This is a genomic window from Clostridium sp. Marseille-P299 (assembly GCF_900078195.1).
Taxonomy (GTDB): Bacteria; Bacillota; Clostridia; order Lachnospirales; family Lachnospiraceae; genus Lachnoclostridium.
The window spans coordinates 2,187,346-2,203,040 of the sequence record NZ_FJVE01000007.1 but is presented as its reverse complement, the minus strand read 5'-3'; the positions used below and the strand labels follow the sequence as shown (position 1 = coordinate 2,203,040).

Genomic DNA, 15,695 nt, shown 5'->3' with positions numbered 1-15,695 from the left:
CGGTTATGGAAAAAGCAATCAAGTGCATATGACTAAGTGTCGGTCCCTTAAAGGGAGATATTTGTGGATGCCGATGAGAAGCATAGTATAAAGAAAGATTATTTTTTATATATAAAGAGGTGACTATGGATAGAGATAGAATTGGAACTCTTGAGAATATTTTTAATAAAACTGTAGCGTCAAAGCAAATACATGAGTGTGTTTTATATGTGGAAAACACAAAAGGTGATTTTTCCTACAGTAACGAATTTGGAGATAAAAATTTAAATACTCCGTTATTAATGGCAAGTATTACAAAGTTATTTACTACTACTTGCATATTAATTTTACTAGAGCAAAAAAGATTATCTCTCGATGATAAAGTTTCTAAATATTTTGATGATTCTATTATGCATGGTCTCCATATCTATGGAGGGCAAGAATATTCATATCAACTGACCATATCAGATTTATTGTTTCAAATAAGTGGGTTACCGGATGAGTCTGAAGCAAGTAGAAATGGTGTAAATGAAATTTGTCTTGGTGAAGACTCCTATATTACCTTTCCAGAATATGTTGCGAAAGTAAAAAGGCAAAAACCACGTTTTGCACCTCGTACAGCTCACAGAGCCTTTTATGCTAACATTAATTTTGATATGCTAGGGAAGATTATTGAAGAAGTAACTAATTTGCCATTAGAACATGTGTATAAACAAATGATATTTGAACCATTAGGGTTGAGTAATACATATCTCCCTGTGTGTGAAAAGGATTTTGTACCTAATACATATTATAAGGATAAGGCGATACATCGTCCTAAAATTGTAATGAGTAGTCGTGCAAGCGGTGGGGGTATTACCACAGCATATGAGTTAATGATATTTATAAAGTCGTTCTTCACAGGAAAATTGTTTAATAGGACCAATTTTGACAAACTAGCAATATACAATAAACTTCAGATTTCCAAGGGACCTATTTACTATGGTGGTGGTTATATGAAAATACCCTTGGATGGACTAACAACACTATTTATGGGGAAGGGTGAGTTGATTGGGCATTCTGGTTCAACAGGTTCATTTGCATTTTACTATCCCTATAAAGATTTATTTATTGTTGGAGATGTGAATCAAATGTCAAATCCAGCGCTTCCTATAAGATTAGTAATTAAACTTGCAATGGCAATAAAGTAACTTTATCTTACCAATGAACAGTAATTGTAGAAATTAAGAAAATACTGAAGAATTAATAAATTCCACTGTATAGAGAAGAATTTGAAAAGGAGATTCAAATATGAACATACCTACAAAAAGACTACTATTGGTACCATTAGGACCTCAATATCTGATATCTACACATAATTATGCGTGTGATCTTGATAACACGAAATATATGGTTCATTTACCTAATACCGATATCAGTGAGACTGAGAACTTTTTAGCTAGGGTTCAGGCAGAGTGGCAAAAAAGTAGCCCTCAATTTTATGAATTTGCTATTTTATTGAATAATGAGCATATCGGTGCAGTCAGTATTTATATTAACAATGATAAAACAGAAGGTGAGCTTGGTTGGATAATAAGTAAGAAATACTGGGGGAATGGATATGCGGTAGAAGCAGCAAGAGAAATTATCAACTTTGCAGTTCAAGAATTTAATATTAGAAAATTTATTGCACACTGTGATAGTGAAAATATTAGTTCATATAAAGTTATGGAGAAGATAGGAATGAAATTATCGGGTAGAACAAAGGGGCGCAGGAATAAATATTCCAATGAAGATAGAGAAGATTTAATGTATTCGCTTGAAATAGGAAAAAAATAAGTAATTGAGGTATTGATATGGAAAGAATAGGAGGATATAAAGTCAATAAAATAAATCCCAGCCAGGTGGAGATATGATTTATATCGCAGATTCGACTTGGTATCCAACGGATAAAAATCCTTTCACATTAGATGGTACATATGGTGAAAAATGGTCAGCTTTTATTTATGATTTAAATATCACGTATTTTACTAATGTCTATTCTAATTCAAAATTACATGTTCTAAGATTTTCTCCTGATGCTGACAAAGAATTTTTACGTTTCTTTGATTTTCTTAATTATGAATTATCTTATCAACGAAATGTGATATTAAAGGTATGTGAAGGAATGGATGCAAAAAGCTTAGTCCTACAGTTTAGCAAAGCATCCCATGAAATTATATATCGCAATTCAGAAGAAAGATTTATGGTACATAGTACACATTGTCTGCGTGGCAGTCGATAAAAGAAGAGGGAGCACTGCTTTCTCCAAATTTATTAAAAAAAGTCCAAAAAGCTGTAAACGAAATAGGATTAAAATCAATGTTGGAACCAGCAGACTATTCTGATTACATTATGTTGGATGTTCTAAAAGGTTGTGGAGAGCTTGTTGTGAATTCACGTAACCTTGGATATGTTTGTACGAATCCACATGTGATATATACTCCTGGTGTGAGACCGTATTTTGATGTAGGGAAAATGTTTTCAGATAGGATAGTAACTCGAGATGGTCTACACCTTGTTAAAATAAAGGATAGGCTACCATTAAAAGAATATCTGCTTGCAGCAGTTACCTCAAATGATTTCTCTACGAATATTCAATGGACTCCAACTTTGTTTACCGAAAAGGCAAATGAATTATTTTATGCAAGTTATGCAAAATGAATGCAAGTTTACATAAGAAACATCAATAAAACGTGCTCTAAAGTAAGGAACTTAAAGATTAACCAACCATAATAATTTTTAGGAATGTGGAGTGAATTATGAATGAGATTATATTAATAAAGCCTACAATGGAATACGCAGACGATATTCTAAATTTTCGTCAAGATATCTTTGATTCAAATGATACAGATAGTTTTGCAGGATGTGGTAATTTGAAAGAATATCTATCAGCAAGTGAGTGGATTAAATACATAAATATGATGGAATCTGAAGAAACTTGCCCAAAAGATAGAGTTACATCAAATGTCTATATTGCAGTTCGATTATCTGATCATAGAATTGTAGGAGCGATTGATTTTAGACATCACATAAATCATCCGATTTTAAGTGAATGGGGAGGGCACATCGGATATTCTGTCCGCCCTGATGAAAGAAGTAAGGGATATTCAAAGGAAATGCTTAGACAAAACCTGAAGAATTGTAAGGATTATGGTTTGGAAAAAGTAATGATTACTTGTGATTGGGATAATATAGGCAGTGAAAAAACTATTATCTCCAATGGTGGAATCTTTGAAAAGGACATTTATGTAGATGGAATTAAAATGAAGAGGTACTGGATATACCTATAATTTATATAAAAGGAGGAAATACATTACATAAAAGATATGATCATGAAATGAATATAGATAAGCCTAAAAATAACTGAAACACACATTTAATATATTTAAGTTTTCCCATATACACTAACGACAAAATGTGAATTCGTACAGTGTGAGTTGGTACGAAAATTAGATTTTAAGAGATAACCATAGGAGATAGTATTTATGATAAAAGAGATAATAATAAGACCTGAAAAAGAAATAGAATTTGAGATAATTGATGAAATGGTAAAACGATCTTTTCGTGAGGGAATAAAAAGTGACGGAATAGATGAAATGGAATTAGTGCATGAAATACGTGCTTCAAAATATTATATACCTGAGCTTTCATTTGTTGCTATGAAAGGAGATGTAATTGTAGGGCATTTTATGTTTTCGTATTTTCCTCTATCAAAAGAAAAAAACTTAGGCAATTATGATAAGGAAATAATTGTTACGCCTACTGTATTGCTTGCTCCTGTTGCAGTGAATGCAGATTATTTTAGGCAAGGCATTGGTAGTATTATGTTGAACTTGGGAATTGAGCAAGTAAAGAAGAGAGGATATATTGGCATTCAAGTTGAGGGAAATCCTAAATTTTATAACAAATTAGGTTTTATTACTTCATCTAATTATGGAATTTATCCTACTACAGGTTATCCTATGCAACACCCAGAATGTCTAATGGTTCAAGAAACCTATGAGGGTTCATTAAAAGATATTCATGGATATGTTGATTATAGTATGTATGAACACGCATAATGTATTAGAAACTATAGCAAAATTTTTGGAGTGAAATTAGATGAAGAAGGAAAATTCTATATATAAATCAGAGAAGGGTAAGTTAGAAGTTTTAAATTTATATGATAGACAGCTAAATCGGTTACCTATAAAATATTCAGATTTGTGGGTAAATACGACTTTTGGAAAAACTCACCTGATTGTTACGGGAAACACATCAGGAATACCGCTACTTATTTTTCATGGCGGGAATTCAACAACAGCATACAATTTACTTGCTTGTGAATTCTTATTTAAGAACTTTTATATCTATGCGGTTGATACAATCGGACACCCAGGGAAAAGTGACGAGGTATGTTTATCTGCCTCGAATTACGATTATGGAGAATGGGCCAGCGAAGTTATTTCCGAAATAGGTTATGAGAGTATATTTTGTTTTGGCGGATCTTATGGTGCAGGAATAATAGCAAAAACTATGTGCGTTGCGCCAGAAAAGATAAAAAGGGCAGTATTATATGTCCCTTCAGGAATAAGGAATGCACCAGCAATAAACAGTGTCGGAATGATGTTTCCAATGATTTTATATTGGATAACTCATCAGGAAAGATGGCTGAGAAAATGCATGCTACCAATGGCCGTTACCAAAGAGAATATTACAAAGGATATATACGATACTGCAAAATGCAGCATCGATTTTTCTAAAATTAAAGCTGGAATGCCTAGTAATGTAAAAGCTTCAGATATGAAAAAATGTTCAGCTCCAACATTAGTTATGGCAGGTGAAAAGGATTGCTTATTTCCTGCCAAAAGAGTAATTCCACAGGCAAAGAAGATTATACCGAATTGTACTACATATCTGCTTAGAAACAGAGGGCATATGAGCGCTTTGACGGAGAAAGAAAAACGAATGATAATTAAATTTTTAATTAATGAAAAAAGGTAGTATATTGAAATGGATACTTCTTAAGTATGCTTATCCAAATCCTTCACCTAAATTGAGGGAATTTCATTTATTTGGAACAGAAGTATCATCGGATACTGGTTATTGTGCAAGTGACCATTATGGTGTATTTGCTGAGCTTGATTTTGAAAATATATAATAAAATTATAAGAATTTTATTCTTACTAATTTGCAGTGAGTAGGAGTAAAAATCTGAAAGTATACGTTTACAGGTTTTAGCATCAGTAGATGATAATGAATACCGTAATTTAGGTTAAATGCGAAATGACAACGCAATTTTAAATGTGAAAGGTTTAAAATAAGAAGAAAGCTTTACTAGTAATTGATGTACAGAAAAATTATATGGAAAAGTATGATAATAACCTGCTATTTGAAATAAATAAACGTATACGACAAGTAGATGAAAATAATGATTTTGTAATATATGTTAAAAATGTTAAGCGACTAAGAAGTGGTGAAGTGGTTTATGATTTTGCGGACAACCTCAATATATGTTCTTCTCATATTATTTACAAAGAAAAAGCAAGCGTTTTTTCAAATGATATTTTAACAGAAATGTTTCTGCAGAACAATATTTCTGAAATCGAAATGATTGGAATTGACGGAAATAGCTGCATCGAAAGTAGTGCTATAGACGCTTGCAAGCTTGGGTATACAGTAGTTCTGCGATGTAAATATATTGGTGTACAGAACATAGGACGGTTTGAACAGAAAAAAGAATCTCTGATCAAGCAAGGTGTTACTATTTATAAATAATAAAACGTGTATTGTAGTTCACAGCAACCCACGGGCGTTATTATAGCAATTTCAAATCAGAAGATTTTGATGTATAATTATGTTGCATACGAAGAAATACGTTATTTGTAAACAAATATGAGATTTTATTTTTTAGAAATAATGAACTAGAAAAATTTAAGAGAGTGCGGAGATATGATTAGAGAATTTGAAATAAAAGATTTAGACGTAATTATGAAAATATGGTTAGATTCAAATATGGAGGTTCATGACTTTATCAAAGGCAGTTACTGGACTGATAATTATGAAATGGTAAAAAATATGTTACCAGATGCAACTATTTTTGTTTATGAAGATAATAATATAATTCAAGGATTTATCGGGTTAATGAATAATTATATTGCAGGAATTTTCATTAATGCAAATAGCCGATCTCAAGGGATAGGTAAATCTTTAATTGATTATGTCAAGAAGGGATATCCTGAATTGTCATTGCAAGTTTATAAGAAGAATATACGTGGGGTTAAATTTTACTTAAGAGAAAATTTTATAATTACAAAAGAGCAAGTGGATGAGAGTACTGGTGAAGTAGAGCTTGTTATGAAGTGGACAAAATAAGAGTCTAATTATTCATAATAAGTGAAACATTGAACTAAGGATTTGCTATGGAGCATATATGAATAAAAGCTAAGTTTATTATGCATTAACCATAAAAATCAACATGAAAGCGGAGAAAGTATATGGGAAAATCACTATCTGAAATGAGTTTAGAGGAGTTGTGGCAGCTATTTCCTATTTTTTTAATGGAACATCAAGAAATATGGGAAACATGGTATGACGAAGAGGCTGCAATACTGAAGGAAGTACTGAATGATAAACAAATAATTCGTATCAGTCATATAGGTAGTACTGCAATCAAAGGAATCTGGGCAAAACCTATTATTGATATACTTATTGAAGTTCCAAAAGTTTGTAATATGAATGTGATGAAAGAAGTGTTAATTCAAAATGGATACGTATGCATGTCAGAAAATGAGAAACGTATTTCATTTAATAAAGGTTATACTGAAAATGGTTTCGCAATGAAAGTGTATCATCTGCATTTAAGGTATGTTGACGATAATGATGAACTGTATTTTAGAGATTACTTGAATGAAAATCCACTATTGGCAAAGCAATATGAGGAACTGAAACTATCATTATGGAAGAAATATGAACATAATCGTGATGGATATACAGAAAGTAAAACAGAATTTATTTCTGATTGTTCCAAGAAAGCAAAAAAAGAATATGGAAATAGATATCGGTATTAAGGAAAATAGCTTGTTTTTGCATAATAGATTTCAAGTGAAATAACTATTTGGGTTAATATAAGAGTTATTATAATATAGCTTAGGAGAAGCACATGATAAAGTTAGAAGAAGGCGAAACATTACAATTTAAGCCGGATAAGAAAAAATGGCATATACTAGCAATAGCTCTTTTTTGTCCTGGATGGTTATTTATATCGTTAATATTTATAGTACCATGTTTTAGCAATATGTTTTTAGGCTCAATATCTTTTGATTCCGGTTCAGAATATATTGGTAGTATTATTATTTTGGTTATATTTGTTCCCGGTGTTCTTTTCTATCTGATGAGTTACTTTGGAAATCAATTCATAATAACAGATAAACGGATTATCATTAGAAAAAGTATTTCTGGTACTGTACATAAAATTAATTTCAGTGATATTTATGCTTATAGGCATTATTCTTATGCAACAAAAGGAATTACGAATGATAACATATGGATATATTTAAAATCAGGTAAACTAATTCAATCAGGAAATCTCTATATAAAGAAAAACAACTTATCATACTTAATTAATACGTTAAATAGTAAATTAAATCATACTTTAATGACGAAAGTCGAATACAAAGAATATAAAAACCAGTGTAAATCGAATTGTGATATAAAAACAAGTAGAAATATAGTCATTCAAGGGATATCTTTATTTCCATTTATAGCAGCATTTATTATGTTAGTATTATATGTATGTGGCTTTAATGAAAAGGGGAAACAAACTTATATTCAAGTTTCTGGATCTGTTGTGAAAAAATCAGTGAATTATAGTAAAGATAATGAAGAACCTAGTTATGATTTTATAGTGATTAAAGATATAACAGAAGAGAAATATAAAATCAGTGTCGACAAAGAGATTTATTATAGGTTTAATGAAAAGGATAAAGTTTTTATTGAAGCAAAAAAAGGATCACTAGGAATAGTATACGACGAATGGTTTTATGGAGAATAGAAAGCCTTTAGAGATTATCAATACCCTATAGACAAATTTAAAGAGGTTAACAAATGGTACATTTAGTTGATATTAATCACAATAATTGGCGAGAAAGTTTAATGGTCAGTGAGGAGCAAACGTCTTTTGTTTCTGATACATATAGAATAATGGCAAGAGCATATGCATTTAAAGAACATAGAAGTCAAGCTAAATTTATTTATAAGGATGAAACACCGATTGGAATGCTTATGTTTTATGATTGTGAGGAATTAGAAGGATATGATCTTAGTCAGCTTTTCATTGATAGGAGATATCAGCGAAAAGGTTATGGATCTAAAGCAACTGAATTAGTTCTTCAGTGGATGAGACAGGATAGAAAATATGACAAGGTGTATCTGTGCTATATAGAAGGAAATGAAGCTGCAAAAGCAATGTATTTAGAATTAGGATTTCGTCATACAGATGAAATTGATGGAGATGAAATTATAATGGTTTTAGACTTATAATCTTGTAGATTTATTTATATAGATATATCTAAAATCATTTTAAAATGGGTAAAACTCTATGTAGTTAAAAGACTATATTGATAGATAAGGAGGAAAAGACAGATGGACGGTTTTATGTGGTATGCATTGGGATTATCCTGTGGTATAGCTATCGGTTATGATGAAATACGAAAAAAGATTAAAAAGAGATTGAGCGATTTATATATAAAAAAATTTAGATTTGTAGACGAATATGGTAATGAAATATCATATCAAAATATAATCAAATTATTGCATATTAAAAAATAGGTAGTCTTAATATGTTAACAAAAGACATTCGACATAGAATGCTGACGCTTAGAAGAATATAAAACATCCCTGGACCCGTAAAAGCCAGGAATGTTTTTTTTGTGTAATTATTCTCAAAATGTCTTTGACATAAAGACATATGAACGTGTGTGGAAATAATTTTATAAAAATAAGCTTGCATTCCAAAATAAAGCATATTATAATGTATGAGAGAATTCGTGTATACAATAATAACAAATGAAAATCTCAATGTGAACTAGAATTTTATGAGAGCAGGAGAAAAGTCTTATGTCATTATCATTATCAAATAAAGCAAAGGCAGTTAAGCCATCATCAACATTAGCAATTACAGCAAAAGCGAAGGAATTAAAGGCAAAAGGCATTGATGTTGTAGGATTCGGAGCAGGAGAACCGGATTTTAATACTCCTGATAATATAAATCAAGCAGCGATTAAAGCGATAAATGAAGGGTTTACGAAATATACAGATGCTTCTGGTATTTTAGAATTAAAGCAAGCAGTTTGCAATAAATTTAAAACCTTTAATAACATAGATTATAAACCAGAGCAGATTGTTATTAGTAATGGTGGAAAGCATTCTCTTACAAATATTTTTCAGGCGATACTAAATCCTGGAGATGAAGTAATTATACCAGCACCTTATTGGTTAAGCTATCCAGAAATCGTTCGTTTAGCAGACGGGGTTCCTGTATTTATCCGTGGAGAAAAAGAAAATGGATATAAGGTTACTGCGAAGCAGATTGCTGATGTTTGTACAGAAAAAACGAAAGCATTTGTATTAAACTCTCCAAGCAATCCTAGTGGTATGATTTATTCCAAGGAAGAACTTGAAGAAATTGCAAAAGTAGCTATAGAAAAAGATTTTTATGTTATTTCAGATGAAATGTATGAATATCTTGTCTATGGTGATAATGAAGTCGTAAGTATTGCATCCCTAAATGATGAAATATATAAAAGAACCATTACATGTAGTGGTGTTGCAAAAAGTTATGCAATGACTGGTTGGAGAATTGGTTTTACAGCATCTAGTCCAGAAATCGCGAAGCTTATGAGTAGCATACAATCACATCAAACTTCAAATCCGAATTCAATCGCACAAAAGGCAGCGCTTGAAGCTCTTAACGGACCACAAGAAGAGTTGAAATTAATGGTAGAGGAATTTGATAGACGTAGAAAATGTATGTGTAATTTAGTAAGTGAGATACCATATATTTCAGCCCTTGAGCCACAAGGAGCTTTCTACTTGTTTATTGATGTTAGTAAATTGTTTGAAATGAGCTATAAAGGTCAAAAGATAAATGATGTCGGAAGACTTGCAAGTATATTAATTGAGGATTATAATGTAGCTGTTATACCTTGTGCGGACTTCGGTTTTGATGATCATATTCGTTTGTCTTATGCTATTTCAACGGAACAAATTGAAAAAGGAATTGGCAGAATTAAAAAATTCGTGTCTGATTTATCATAAGATCATATAAGAACTGTTGCGTTGCATTAAAAAGAATGTGAAGTAGCAGTTCTTTTTTATTATTTTATGTTTTTATGAAGAATTTGCAATGTACATTCTTTATTTATAAGTTTAGGTATTTAAAAAAATAGAGATATATTAAAGAAGTTATTATAAGACAATGATTAAAAAAAAATTAGAGTCGTAAAAAGCGGTTTAATAAATTAAAGAATAAATATTCTACATAGAAAGGAAATTGATATTTTATGGATAAAATAGGTTTTATTGGTGTTGGAAATATGGGTTATCCAATGTTTCTTGGAGCAATCAAAGCATTTGGAAAAGAGAGAGTAACATTTACTTCTGCTACAAGTAAAAAAAGTGATTGGGTAAAAGAGCAAACTGGAATTACATGTGCAATAAATAATAGTGAGTTAGTTAAAGAATGTAAATATGTTGTGTTAGCAGTAAAACCACAATATTTTAATGATATTTATAAAGAGCTTGTAGGAAAAATTACGAACGAACATATTTTAATTTCACTAGCAGCAGGTATTTCAATCGAAGATATGAAACATGGATTTGGTGCTGATACAAGAGTCGTTCGTTCTATGCCAAATACGCCAGCACTTGTTGGAGAAGGAATGACCTGCATTAGTTTTTCAGAAGATGAATTTCAAGATGTGGAAGTATCAGAAATAAAAGAGTTTTTTGCTTCTGTAGGTAAATATGAAATCATAAATGAGAACTTAATGAATGCTGCTGTGTGTGCCAATGGTAGTTCACCTGCCTTTGTTTATATGTTTGTGGAAGCACTGGCAGACAGTGTTGTGAAATATGGGATACCAAGAGATAAAGCATATACTTTAGTTGCACAAACGGTGCTTGGTGCAACGAAAATGGTACTTGAAACAGGAGAACATCCTGGAAAATTAAAAGATAATGTATGTTCACCAGGAGGGACAACAATCGCAGGTGTTGCAGCACTTGAAGAGTATGGATTCCGTAATGCTATTATAAAAGCTGCCGATGCTTGCTATGAAAAAGCAACATCACTTAAGAAATAAAAATAGAGGAGGGAATACAATGGAAGGTTATAAAAGACTTAGCAGAAAGCTTGAACACAAAGGAAAAGTTGTAGACTTTTATACAGATACGATGCAGTTACCAGACGGTAGAACAGCAGAATGGGATTACATTCATCACAAAGGAGCCTCAGCGATTGTTCCGGTTGCTGAAAATGGTGATATCATCATGGTAAGACAATATCGTAATGCACCAGAACGTTATACCCTTGAAATACCCGCAGGCGGTTTAAATGGAGCAGAAGACCCAATGCTAGCAGCGGCAAGAGAACTAGAAGAGGAGACTGGATTTAAGTCGAATAAAGTAGAGCATTTAATAGATCTATATACAACCGTAGGATTTTGTAATGAATTAATTCATATATATTATACAAACGAATTATTACCATCTAAACAACATTTAGATGAGGATGAATTTGTTGAGGTTGAGCGTTATAGCCTAGATACTTTAGTTCAAATGATCTTAAATGGCGAAATTCAAGATGCGAAAACAATCTCTGCAATTTTAGCTTATAAAAGTAAAATGAATTTGTAAAATAGAAGGTAATAATATAAGCTGGTAAATGTCGATATTGTTGATTTTACAGGCAATTCACCATTTTTCTTTACGGCAGATCTGGCACATATATTGGAATAAATCAATACGTTTTGGCTTATTAAAGTAGAAAAACGGTATTAAATATCGTTTATCTACTTTAATAAGCCTTTCTATATCTTTGTCGAAACAGTGCCTTGGTTATTTTATATTCTTTCGTAATTTTCTATAAAAGATTACTCGGATTGTATTTTTTTCAATAAGAAGCTGCAAAATACAATTGATATTAATAGAATAGCAAATAAAGGTATTAGATTACCTAAATAATGTCCGTCGTTTACTAATAATTTATATCCCCATGCCGCAGGAAATACCATTCCTATGGATTTTAGTACTTTCGGGAGCAAATCCACTGAAAACATAATTCCTGATAACATAATAGAGGGTAAAAATACTAATTGAGAAAACATAGTTAATTTCGCTTGATTTTTTACCAATAAACCTAAGATACTGCCAATGCTTAAGGATACAGCAATAAAAATAGCAACTGAGCTAAAATATAAAAGTAAATTTGACGGAAGTTTTGCATCAAAAACAATAGGAGCAACAGCCAGTATAATAATGCTCATAATTAATAAATGGATAAAAGTCGATAAAATAATGGAAGTCAGACCTTGAAAAAGAGGTACTCCATTTGCTTTATACATTTTCTTCATATCACTTCCATATATCTCTACAAGAGAGGGCGGTAAACCTATTAATGCTCCCATTGATATGCCCATTACAGTCATGGATTGTATCAGTGTATATTTATCTTCAGGCATTAGAGATGTGAATATGCCACCCATAATAGCAAAAAATAAAAGAGGAACTACGTAACAAGTGATTAACAGAGTTTTACTACGTATATCTAATTTAAATTGCAATCGTATTCCATATAAAAAGGCACTCATTTTTGTTCCCCCTTTGCGATATCAATAATATGTTGTTCAAGTGTTCCTCTATTTATCTTTATATCTAGCACAGCAATGTTTCTTTTTTTATAATCTTCAAGTAATGTGAGCATGGCGTCTCCAATATTTTCTGCTTCAAAGTTTTCTTCGCCTTGGTCGCTTATAATTTTAATATTATAACATCTTCCAATTTTTGTAGTTAGTTCGTTAACAGTGCCTAAAAAGGTAATGTTACCTTCATTAAGAATCGCAATACGGTCACATAAAGTTTCAACTTCTGCCATATCATGGCTTGCTAAGATGATTGTCTTCCCTTGTGCTTTTAACTTACGGATTTGGTTATGCAGCGATATTCGTCCCTCAACATCAAGTCCAGCAGTTGGTTCATCAAGAAATATAATATCTGGGTCACTGATTAAAGCAAGTGCCAAATGTAAACGTCGTTTTTGTCCCATTGACATATCTTTATAATATTTTTTTTGCAATTCATCGATGCCTAGAGCGTTTAGCATATCAGTGTCTATTTTCGTTTTATTCCATTTAGAAAATAGTTGTATCGCCTCCATTGGTTTGATATGAGCAGGAAGAGAAGATGATTGTAATTGAATGCCCATTCGTCCGTTTACCACGATACTACCACTGTCATATTTTCTTAATCCCTCAATACATTCAAGAGCCGTAGTTTTACCTGCACCGTTAACGCCAAGTAGCGCAAAAATTTCGCCTTTTATGACGCTAAAATCTAAACCTTGCAACACGATATGATTACCATAACTTTTCTTTAGTTTCTCAACTTGTATCGCATAATTCATATTAATCCCCATTCTCGCGCACGTTCTTTATACATAACAAGTTTGTGGTGCGCAAGCACAAACTTGCGTTTGAAAGTTGATATTTATTTTTACTCTATTTCTTCTTTATTTCTCCTCAAATGGATTCACATTTAATTTTGCAAAATAAATATTTAAGGCTGATTCAATATAAGCAGTAACAATTTTTTGCTTTTGTACCCATTCATTATCCATACCATCAAAGCGTCCTAGTTCCATAAGATTAGGAAGCATACTCATATCCCCACCTGTAAACTCCATGATCATATCCCAGTAAGCTTTCGCTATATTTTGAGCTTCTTCACTTTCGGGTGGTATGTTATTTTCTTGAAGTTGTATTACTTTATCACATAATTGATTAAAGGTATCCATAAAAGCTAAACCACTTTCTTTATCAAAACGACCACGAATATAGTCTAGGGTTTTATCATCAAAATGCTTTATCAGCCAATAAAATTCATTTTTCATTTGCAAATTTACAATAATATCAGCATATTTTCTAAAATCCACAGATTGCATTTGCATGACTTCTGCTTTTAACGCTTCAATTTCTTTTAAAGATTCTGATAGGCTTACAATTTTTTCTTGAATCTCATTGATTTGCTCCGAAAGGGCATTGGCAACATCAGCGGGTGTATCAAGAGAAATCAAACGATTTTTTATATCATCTAAGGAAAATCCTAAAGATTTTAACGATAAAATTTGATGAAGCTTAATCATATCTTTGTAAGAATAAAGTCTACGTCCACCGTTACTTTCTGAGGAGGGGGATAGCAAACCTTCCTTATCGTAATATTGTAACGTACGAACAGTAGTACCCATTTTTTTTGCAAGTTCTCCTACTGTCATATATTCTTTTGGTATCGCATTATTTTTCTTCATGTTCTTAACCTCCTGATTATATTATAATTCATTACGTTACGTCATAAGCAAGTGTTATTTAAAAAATATTACAGTAAAGGGAAATTCTAGTTATTTAATATTGATGGACTGTGTCTATGGCTTGAAATTGCTTCAAAACCACGACGTATCAAAGCCTATTTATAAGTAGTAAATAAGGTATTTTGTTTTTATATTCCTAGGAGGTGCCGTTAGATAGAGTGATTTAAAGAATAATCAGATTCTTTTATAGCTATTAAAATAAATATGAATTGTTTGGTATCTAAATCATAAATATCGTTTTTCTTACATATAGTATTTTTAAAGGAAGGCTTGACCATATTTAGTGGAAATAAGAGTAGCATTTCGAAAGAATACTTATGTTGGAGGGGCGTATGAATAAGATTAAATTCAAACTACAAAATAAAGAGCCATTGGTCGTTGCCTTGGTTCTTTTTGTGTGCAGTTTTATTATTGGTATTTTAGTATCAAAACTAGGTTCTAAGCTATTAATGGAGGGGTTTGATAATTTAAATCAAAATTACTTTAATCGAATTACGGATATGGATATTGCCTATGGGGATCTATTCCGGTATATCATTTTTTCTAATTACAAGAAGTTTATCATATTCTGGCTGCTTTGCATAACAATACTTGCTGTACCGTATATGGGACTTAGCATTATCAAGCAGGGATTTCAAGTTGGATTTTTATTATCCGCTTTGATTATGCAATACCATTTTAAAGGTTTTATACTAATGCTTGTCTACATATTTCCTCAGGGACTTATCTATATTCCAATTATGTTATATTGTTTAAAGACTGGATACGATATTTCCTTTCAAATCCGTACGAGTAATAATTCGGATGGGTTACATAATATATTCATATTGCGAAATTATAGAAAACTAATTATACTATTAATAATAGGTATTTTCATCGGCGCTATTATTGAAACATTTATTGGGAGCTTTTTATTAAGAAGGGTTCTTACATTATTTTAAATGTTGTTATTTATAATAGCTTTTTTAGATATTTTTCAATAGGAACTTAAGAAAAGTTTTCTCGGTTATTATTGAAATGGAACGTTTTATAAGTAAGAGTGCTGTAATTTAGGGTTGAAAGTTTTTATTATTAA

21 protein-coding genes are annotated in these 15,695 nt (G+C 31.4%); 18 read left to right on the top strand and 3 right to left on the bottom strand.

Features of this window, described 5'->3' with window-relative positions; translation table 11 throughout:
• Positions 1–125 precede the first annotated feature (125 nt).
• From BN4220_RS17580 to BN4220_RS17510, 17 genes are all read left to right on the top strand, one after another.
• Positions 126–1,169: a serine hydrolase domain-containing protein gene (locus BN4220_RS17580; RefSeq protein WP_066719609.1), complete on the top strand. Its 1,044-nt coding sequence runs from the start codon at positions 126–128 to the stop codon at positions 1,167–1,169.
• A 100-nt stretch (positions 1,170–1,269) separates the two neighbouring features.
• Positions 1,270–1,797 (top strand): GNAT family N-acetyltransferase, encoded by a 528-nt coding sequence (locus BN4220_RS17575; RefSeq protein WP_066719607.1) that lies wholly within the window; start codon positions 1,270–1,272, stop codon positions 1,795–1,797.
• A gap of 73 nt (positions 1,798–1,870) precedes the next feature.
• A complete protein-coding gene (locus tag BN4220_RS20575) occupies positions 1,871–2,242 on the top strand; it encodes a hypothetical protein (protein WP_242867816.1) in 372 nt (123 codons plus the stop codon).
• 77 nt (positions 2,243–2,319) lie between these two features.
• The gene (locus BN4220_RS20570; protein ID WP_242867815.1) at positions 2,320–2,661 is read left to right on the top strand and encodes a hypothetical protein; all 342 of its coding nucleotides are present in this window, start codon (positions 2,320–2,322) and stop codon (positions 2,659–2,661) included.
• 98 nt (positions 2,662–2,759) lie between these two features.
• Positions 2,760–3,290 carry a GNAT family N-acetyltransferase gene (locus BN4220_RS17565; protein ID WP_066719605.1) on the top strand — a complete coding sequence of 177 codons (531 nt, stop codon included), beginning with the start codon at positions 2,760–2,762 and terminating at the stop codon, positions 3,288–3,290.
• A 195-nt stretch (positions 3,291–3,485) separates the two neighbouring features.
• Positions 3,486–4,061, top strand: coding sequence for a GNAT family N-acetyltransferase (locus tag BN4220_RS17560; RefSeq protein WP_066719603.1), 576 nt, complete (start codon positions 3,486–3,488; stop codon positions 4,059–4,061).
• Positions 4,062–4,101: 40 nt separating this feature from the next.
• Positions 4,102–4,983 carry an alpha/beta fold hydrolase gene (locus BN4220_RS17555; protein WP_066719601.1) on the top strand — a complete coding sequence of 294 codons (882 nt, stop codon included), beginning with the start codon at positions 4,102–4,104 and terminating at the stop codon, positions 4,981–4,983.
• A gap of 4 nt (positions 4,984–4,987) precedes the next feature.
• Complete coding sequence (locus tag BN4220_RS20155; RefSeq protein WP_156476427.1) at positions 4,988–5,140, top strand: hypothetical protein; 153 nt, start codon at positions 4,988–4,990, stop codon at positions 5,138–5,140.
• Positions 5,141–5,322: 182 nt separating this feature from the next.
• Positions 5,323–5,757, top strand: coding sequence for an isochorismatase family protein (locus BN4220_RS17550; protein ID WP_278280766.1), 435 nt, complete (start codon positions 5,323–5,325; stop codon positions 5,755–5,757).
• 174 nt (positions 5,758–5,931) lie between these two features.
• Positions 5,932–6,354, top strand: a complete 423-nt coding sequence (locus BN4220_RS17545) for an N-acetyltransferase (RefSeq protein ID WP_066719594.1) — start codon at positions 5,932–5,934, stop codon at positions 6,352–6,354.
• Positions 6,355–6,476: 122 nt separating this feature from the next.
• Positions 6,477–7,049, top strand: a complete 573-nt coding sequence (locus BN4220_RS17540; protein WP_066719591.1) for a GrpB family protein — start codon at positions 6,477–6,479, stop codon at positions 7,047–7,049.
• A 92-nt stretch (positions 7,050–7,141) separates the two neighbouring features.
• On the top strand, positions 7,142–8,032 hold the full coding sequence (locus BN4220_RS17535; protein WP_066719588.1) for a hypothetical protein: 891 nt from the start codon (positions 7,142–7,144) through the stop codon (positions 8,030–8,032).
• A 53-nt stretch (positions 8,033–8,085) separates the two neighbouring features.
• Positions 8,086–8,520, top strand: a complete 435-nt coding sequence (locus tag BN4220_RS17530; RefSeq protein WP_066719585.1) for a GNAT family N-acetyltransferase — start codon at positions 8,086–8,088, stop codon at positions 8,518–8,520.
• A 102-nt stretch (positions 8,521–8,622) separates the two neighbouring features.
• Positions 8,623–8,808 (top strand): hypothetical protein, encoded by a 186-nt coding sequence (locus BN4220_RS17525; protein ID WP_066719582.1) that lies wholly within the window; start codon positions 8,623–8,625, stop codon positions 8,806–8,808.
• A 288-nt stretch (positions 8,809–9,096) separates the two neighbouring features.
• Positions 9,097–10,296: a pyridoxal phosphate-dependent aminotransferase gene (locus BN4220_RS17520; protein WP_066719578.1), complete on the top strand. Its 1,200-nt coding sequence runs from the start codon at positions 9,097–9,099 to the stop codon at positions 10,294–10,296.
• A 245-nt stretch (positions 10,297–10,541) separates the two neighbouring features.
• Positions 10,542–11,342 carry a pyrroline-5-carboxylate reductase gene (gene proC / locus BN4220_RS17515; RefSeq protein WP_066719576.1) on the top strand — a complete coding sequence of 267 codons (801 nt, stop codon included), beginning with the start codon at positions 10,542–10,544 and terminating at the stop codon, positions 11,340–11,342.
• 19 nt (positions 11,343–11,361) lie between these two features.
• The gene (locus BN4220_RS17510) at positions 11,362–11,895 is read left to right on the top strand and encodes an NUDIX hydrolase (protein WP_066719574.1); all 534 of its coding nucleotides are present in this window, start codon (positions 11,362–11,364) and stop codon (positions 11,893–11,895) included.
• Positions 11,896–12,131: 236 nt separating this feature from the next.
• Here BN4220_RS17510 and BN4220_RS17505 read toward each other — a convergent pair whose 3' ends face one another.
• The 3 genes from BN4220_RS17505 to BN4220_RS17495 all read right to left on the bottom strand — a co-directional run bounded on the left by BN4220_RS17505 (position 12,132) and on the right by BN4220_RS17495 (position 14,560).
• Positions 12,132–12,848, bottom strand: coding sequence for an ABC transporter permease (locus tag BN4220_RS17505; protein WP_066719571.1), 717 nt, complete (start codon positions 12,846–12,848; stop codon positions 12,132–12,134).
• The gene (locus tag BN4220_RS17500; RefSeq protein ID WP_066719568.1) at positions 12,845–13,660 is read right to left on the bottom strand and encodes an ABC transporter ATP-binding protein; all 816 of its coding nucleotides are present in this window, start codon (positions 13,658–13,660) and stop codon (positions 12,845–12,847) included. Before BN4220_RS17500 ends, BN4220_RS17505 begins: the two co-directional genes overlap by 4 nt.
• 105 nt (positions 13,661–13,765) lie before the next feature.
• The gene (locus tag BN4220_RS17495; protein WP_066719565.1) at positions 13,766–14,560 is read right to left on the bottom strand and encodes a MerR family transcriptional regulator; all 795 of its coding nucleotides are present in this window, start codon (positions 14,558–14,560) and stop codon (positions 13,766–13,768) included.
• A 392-nt stretch (positions 14,561–14,952) separates the two neighbouring features.
• Between BN4220_RS17495 and BN4220_RS17490 the strand changes: the two genes are divergently transcribed.
• Positions 14,953–15,561: a stage II sporulation protein M gene (locus tag BN4220_RS17490; RefSeq protein WP_066719562.1), complete on the top strand. Its 609-nt coding sequence runs from the start codon at positions 14,953–14,955 to the stop codon at positions 15,559–15,561.
• Positions 15,562–15,695 lie beyond the last annotated feature (134 nt).

Coding starts and splice junctions, on each gene's coding strand:
- BN4220_RS17580 (WP_066719609.1), top strand. CDS start 126: ATGGATAGAGATAGAATTGGAACTCTTGAGAATATTTTTAATAAAACT.
- BN4220_RS17575 (WP_066719607.1), top strand. CDS start 1,270: ATGAACATACCTACAAAAAGACTACTATTGGTACCATTAGGACCTCAA.
- BN4220_RS20575 (WP_242867816.1), top strand. CDS start 1,871: ATGATTTATATCGCAGATTCGACTTGGTATCCAACGGATAAAAATCCT.
- BN4220_RS20570 (WP_242867815.1), top strand. CDS start 2,320: ATGTTGGAACCAGCAGACTATTCTGATTACATTATGTTGGATGTTCTA.
- BN4220_RS17565 (WP_066719605.1), top strand. CDS start 2,760: ATGAATGAGATTATATTAATAAAGCCTACAATGGAATACGCAGACGAT.
- BN4220_RS17560 (WP_066719603.1), top strand. CDS start 3,486: ATGATAAAAGAGATAATAATAAGACCTGAAAAAGAAATAGAATTTGAG.
- BN4220_RS17555 (WP_066719601.1), top strand. CDS start 4,102: ATGAAGAAGGAAAATTCTATATATAAATCAGAGAAGGGTAAGTTAGAA.
- BN4220_RS17545 (WP_066719594.1), top strand. CDS start 5,932: ATGATTAGAGAATTTGAAATAAAAGATTTAGACGTAATTATGAAAATA.
- BN4220_RS17540 (WP_066719591.1), top strand. CDS start 6,477: ATGGGAAAATCACTATCTGAAATGAGTTTAGAGGAGTTGTGGCAGCTA.
- BN4220_RS17535 (WP_066719588.1), top strand. CDS start 7,142: ATGATAAAGTTAGAAGAAGGCGAAACATTACAATTTAAGCCGGATAAG.
- BN4220_RS17530 (WP_066719585.1), top strand. CDS start 8,086: ATGGTACATTTAGTTGATATTAATCACAATAATTGGCGAGAAAGTTTA.
- BN4220_RS17525 (WP_066719582.1), top strand. CDS start 8,623: ATGGACGGTTTTATGTGGTATGCATTGGGATTATCCTGTGGTATAGCT.
- BN4220_RS17520 (WP_066719578.1), top strand. CDS start 9,097: ATGTCATTATCATTATCAAATAAAGCAAAGGCAGTTAAGCCATCATCA.
- proC (WP_066719576.1), top strand. CDS start 10,542: ATGGATAAAATAGGTTTTATTGGTGTTGGAAATATGGGTTATCCAATG.
- BN4220_RS17510 (WP_066719574.1), top strand. CDS start 11,362: ATGGAAGGTTATAAAAGACTTAGCAGAAAGCTTGAACACAAAGGAAAA.
- BN4220_RS17505 (WP_066719571.1), bottom strand. CDS start 12,848: ATGAGTGCCTTTTTATATGGAATACGATTGCAATTTAAATTAGATATA.
- BN4220_RS17500 (WP_066719568.1), bottom strand. CDS start 13,660: ATGAATTATGCGATACAAGTTGAGAAACTAAAGAAAAGTTATGGTAAT.
- BN4220_RS17495 (WP_066719565.1), bottom strand. CDS start 14,560: ATGAAGAAAAATAATGCGATACCAAAAGAATATATGACAGTAGGAGAA.
- BN4220_RS17490 (WP_066719562.1), top strand. CDS start 14,953: ATGAATAAGATTAAATTCAAACTACAAAATAAAGAGCCATTGGTCGTT.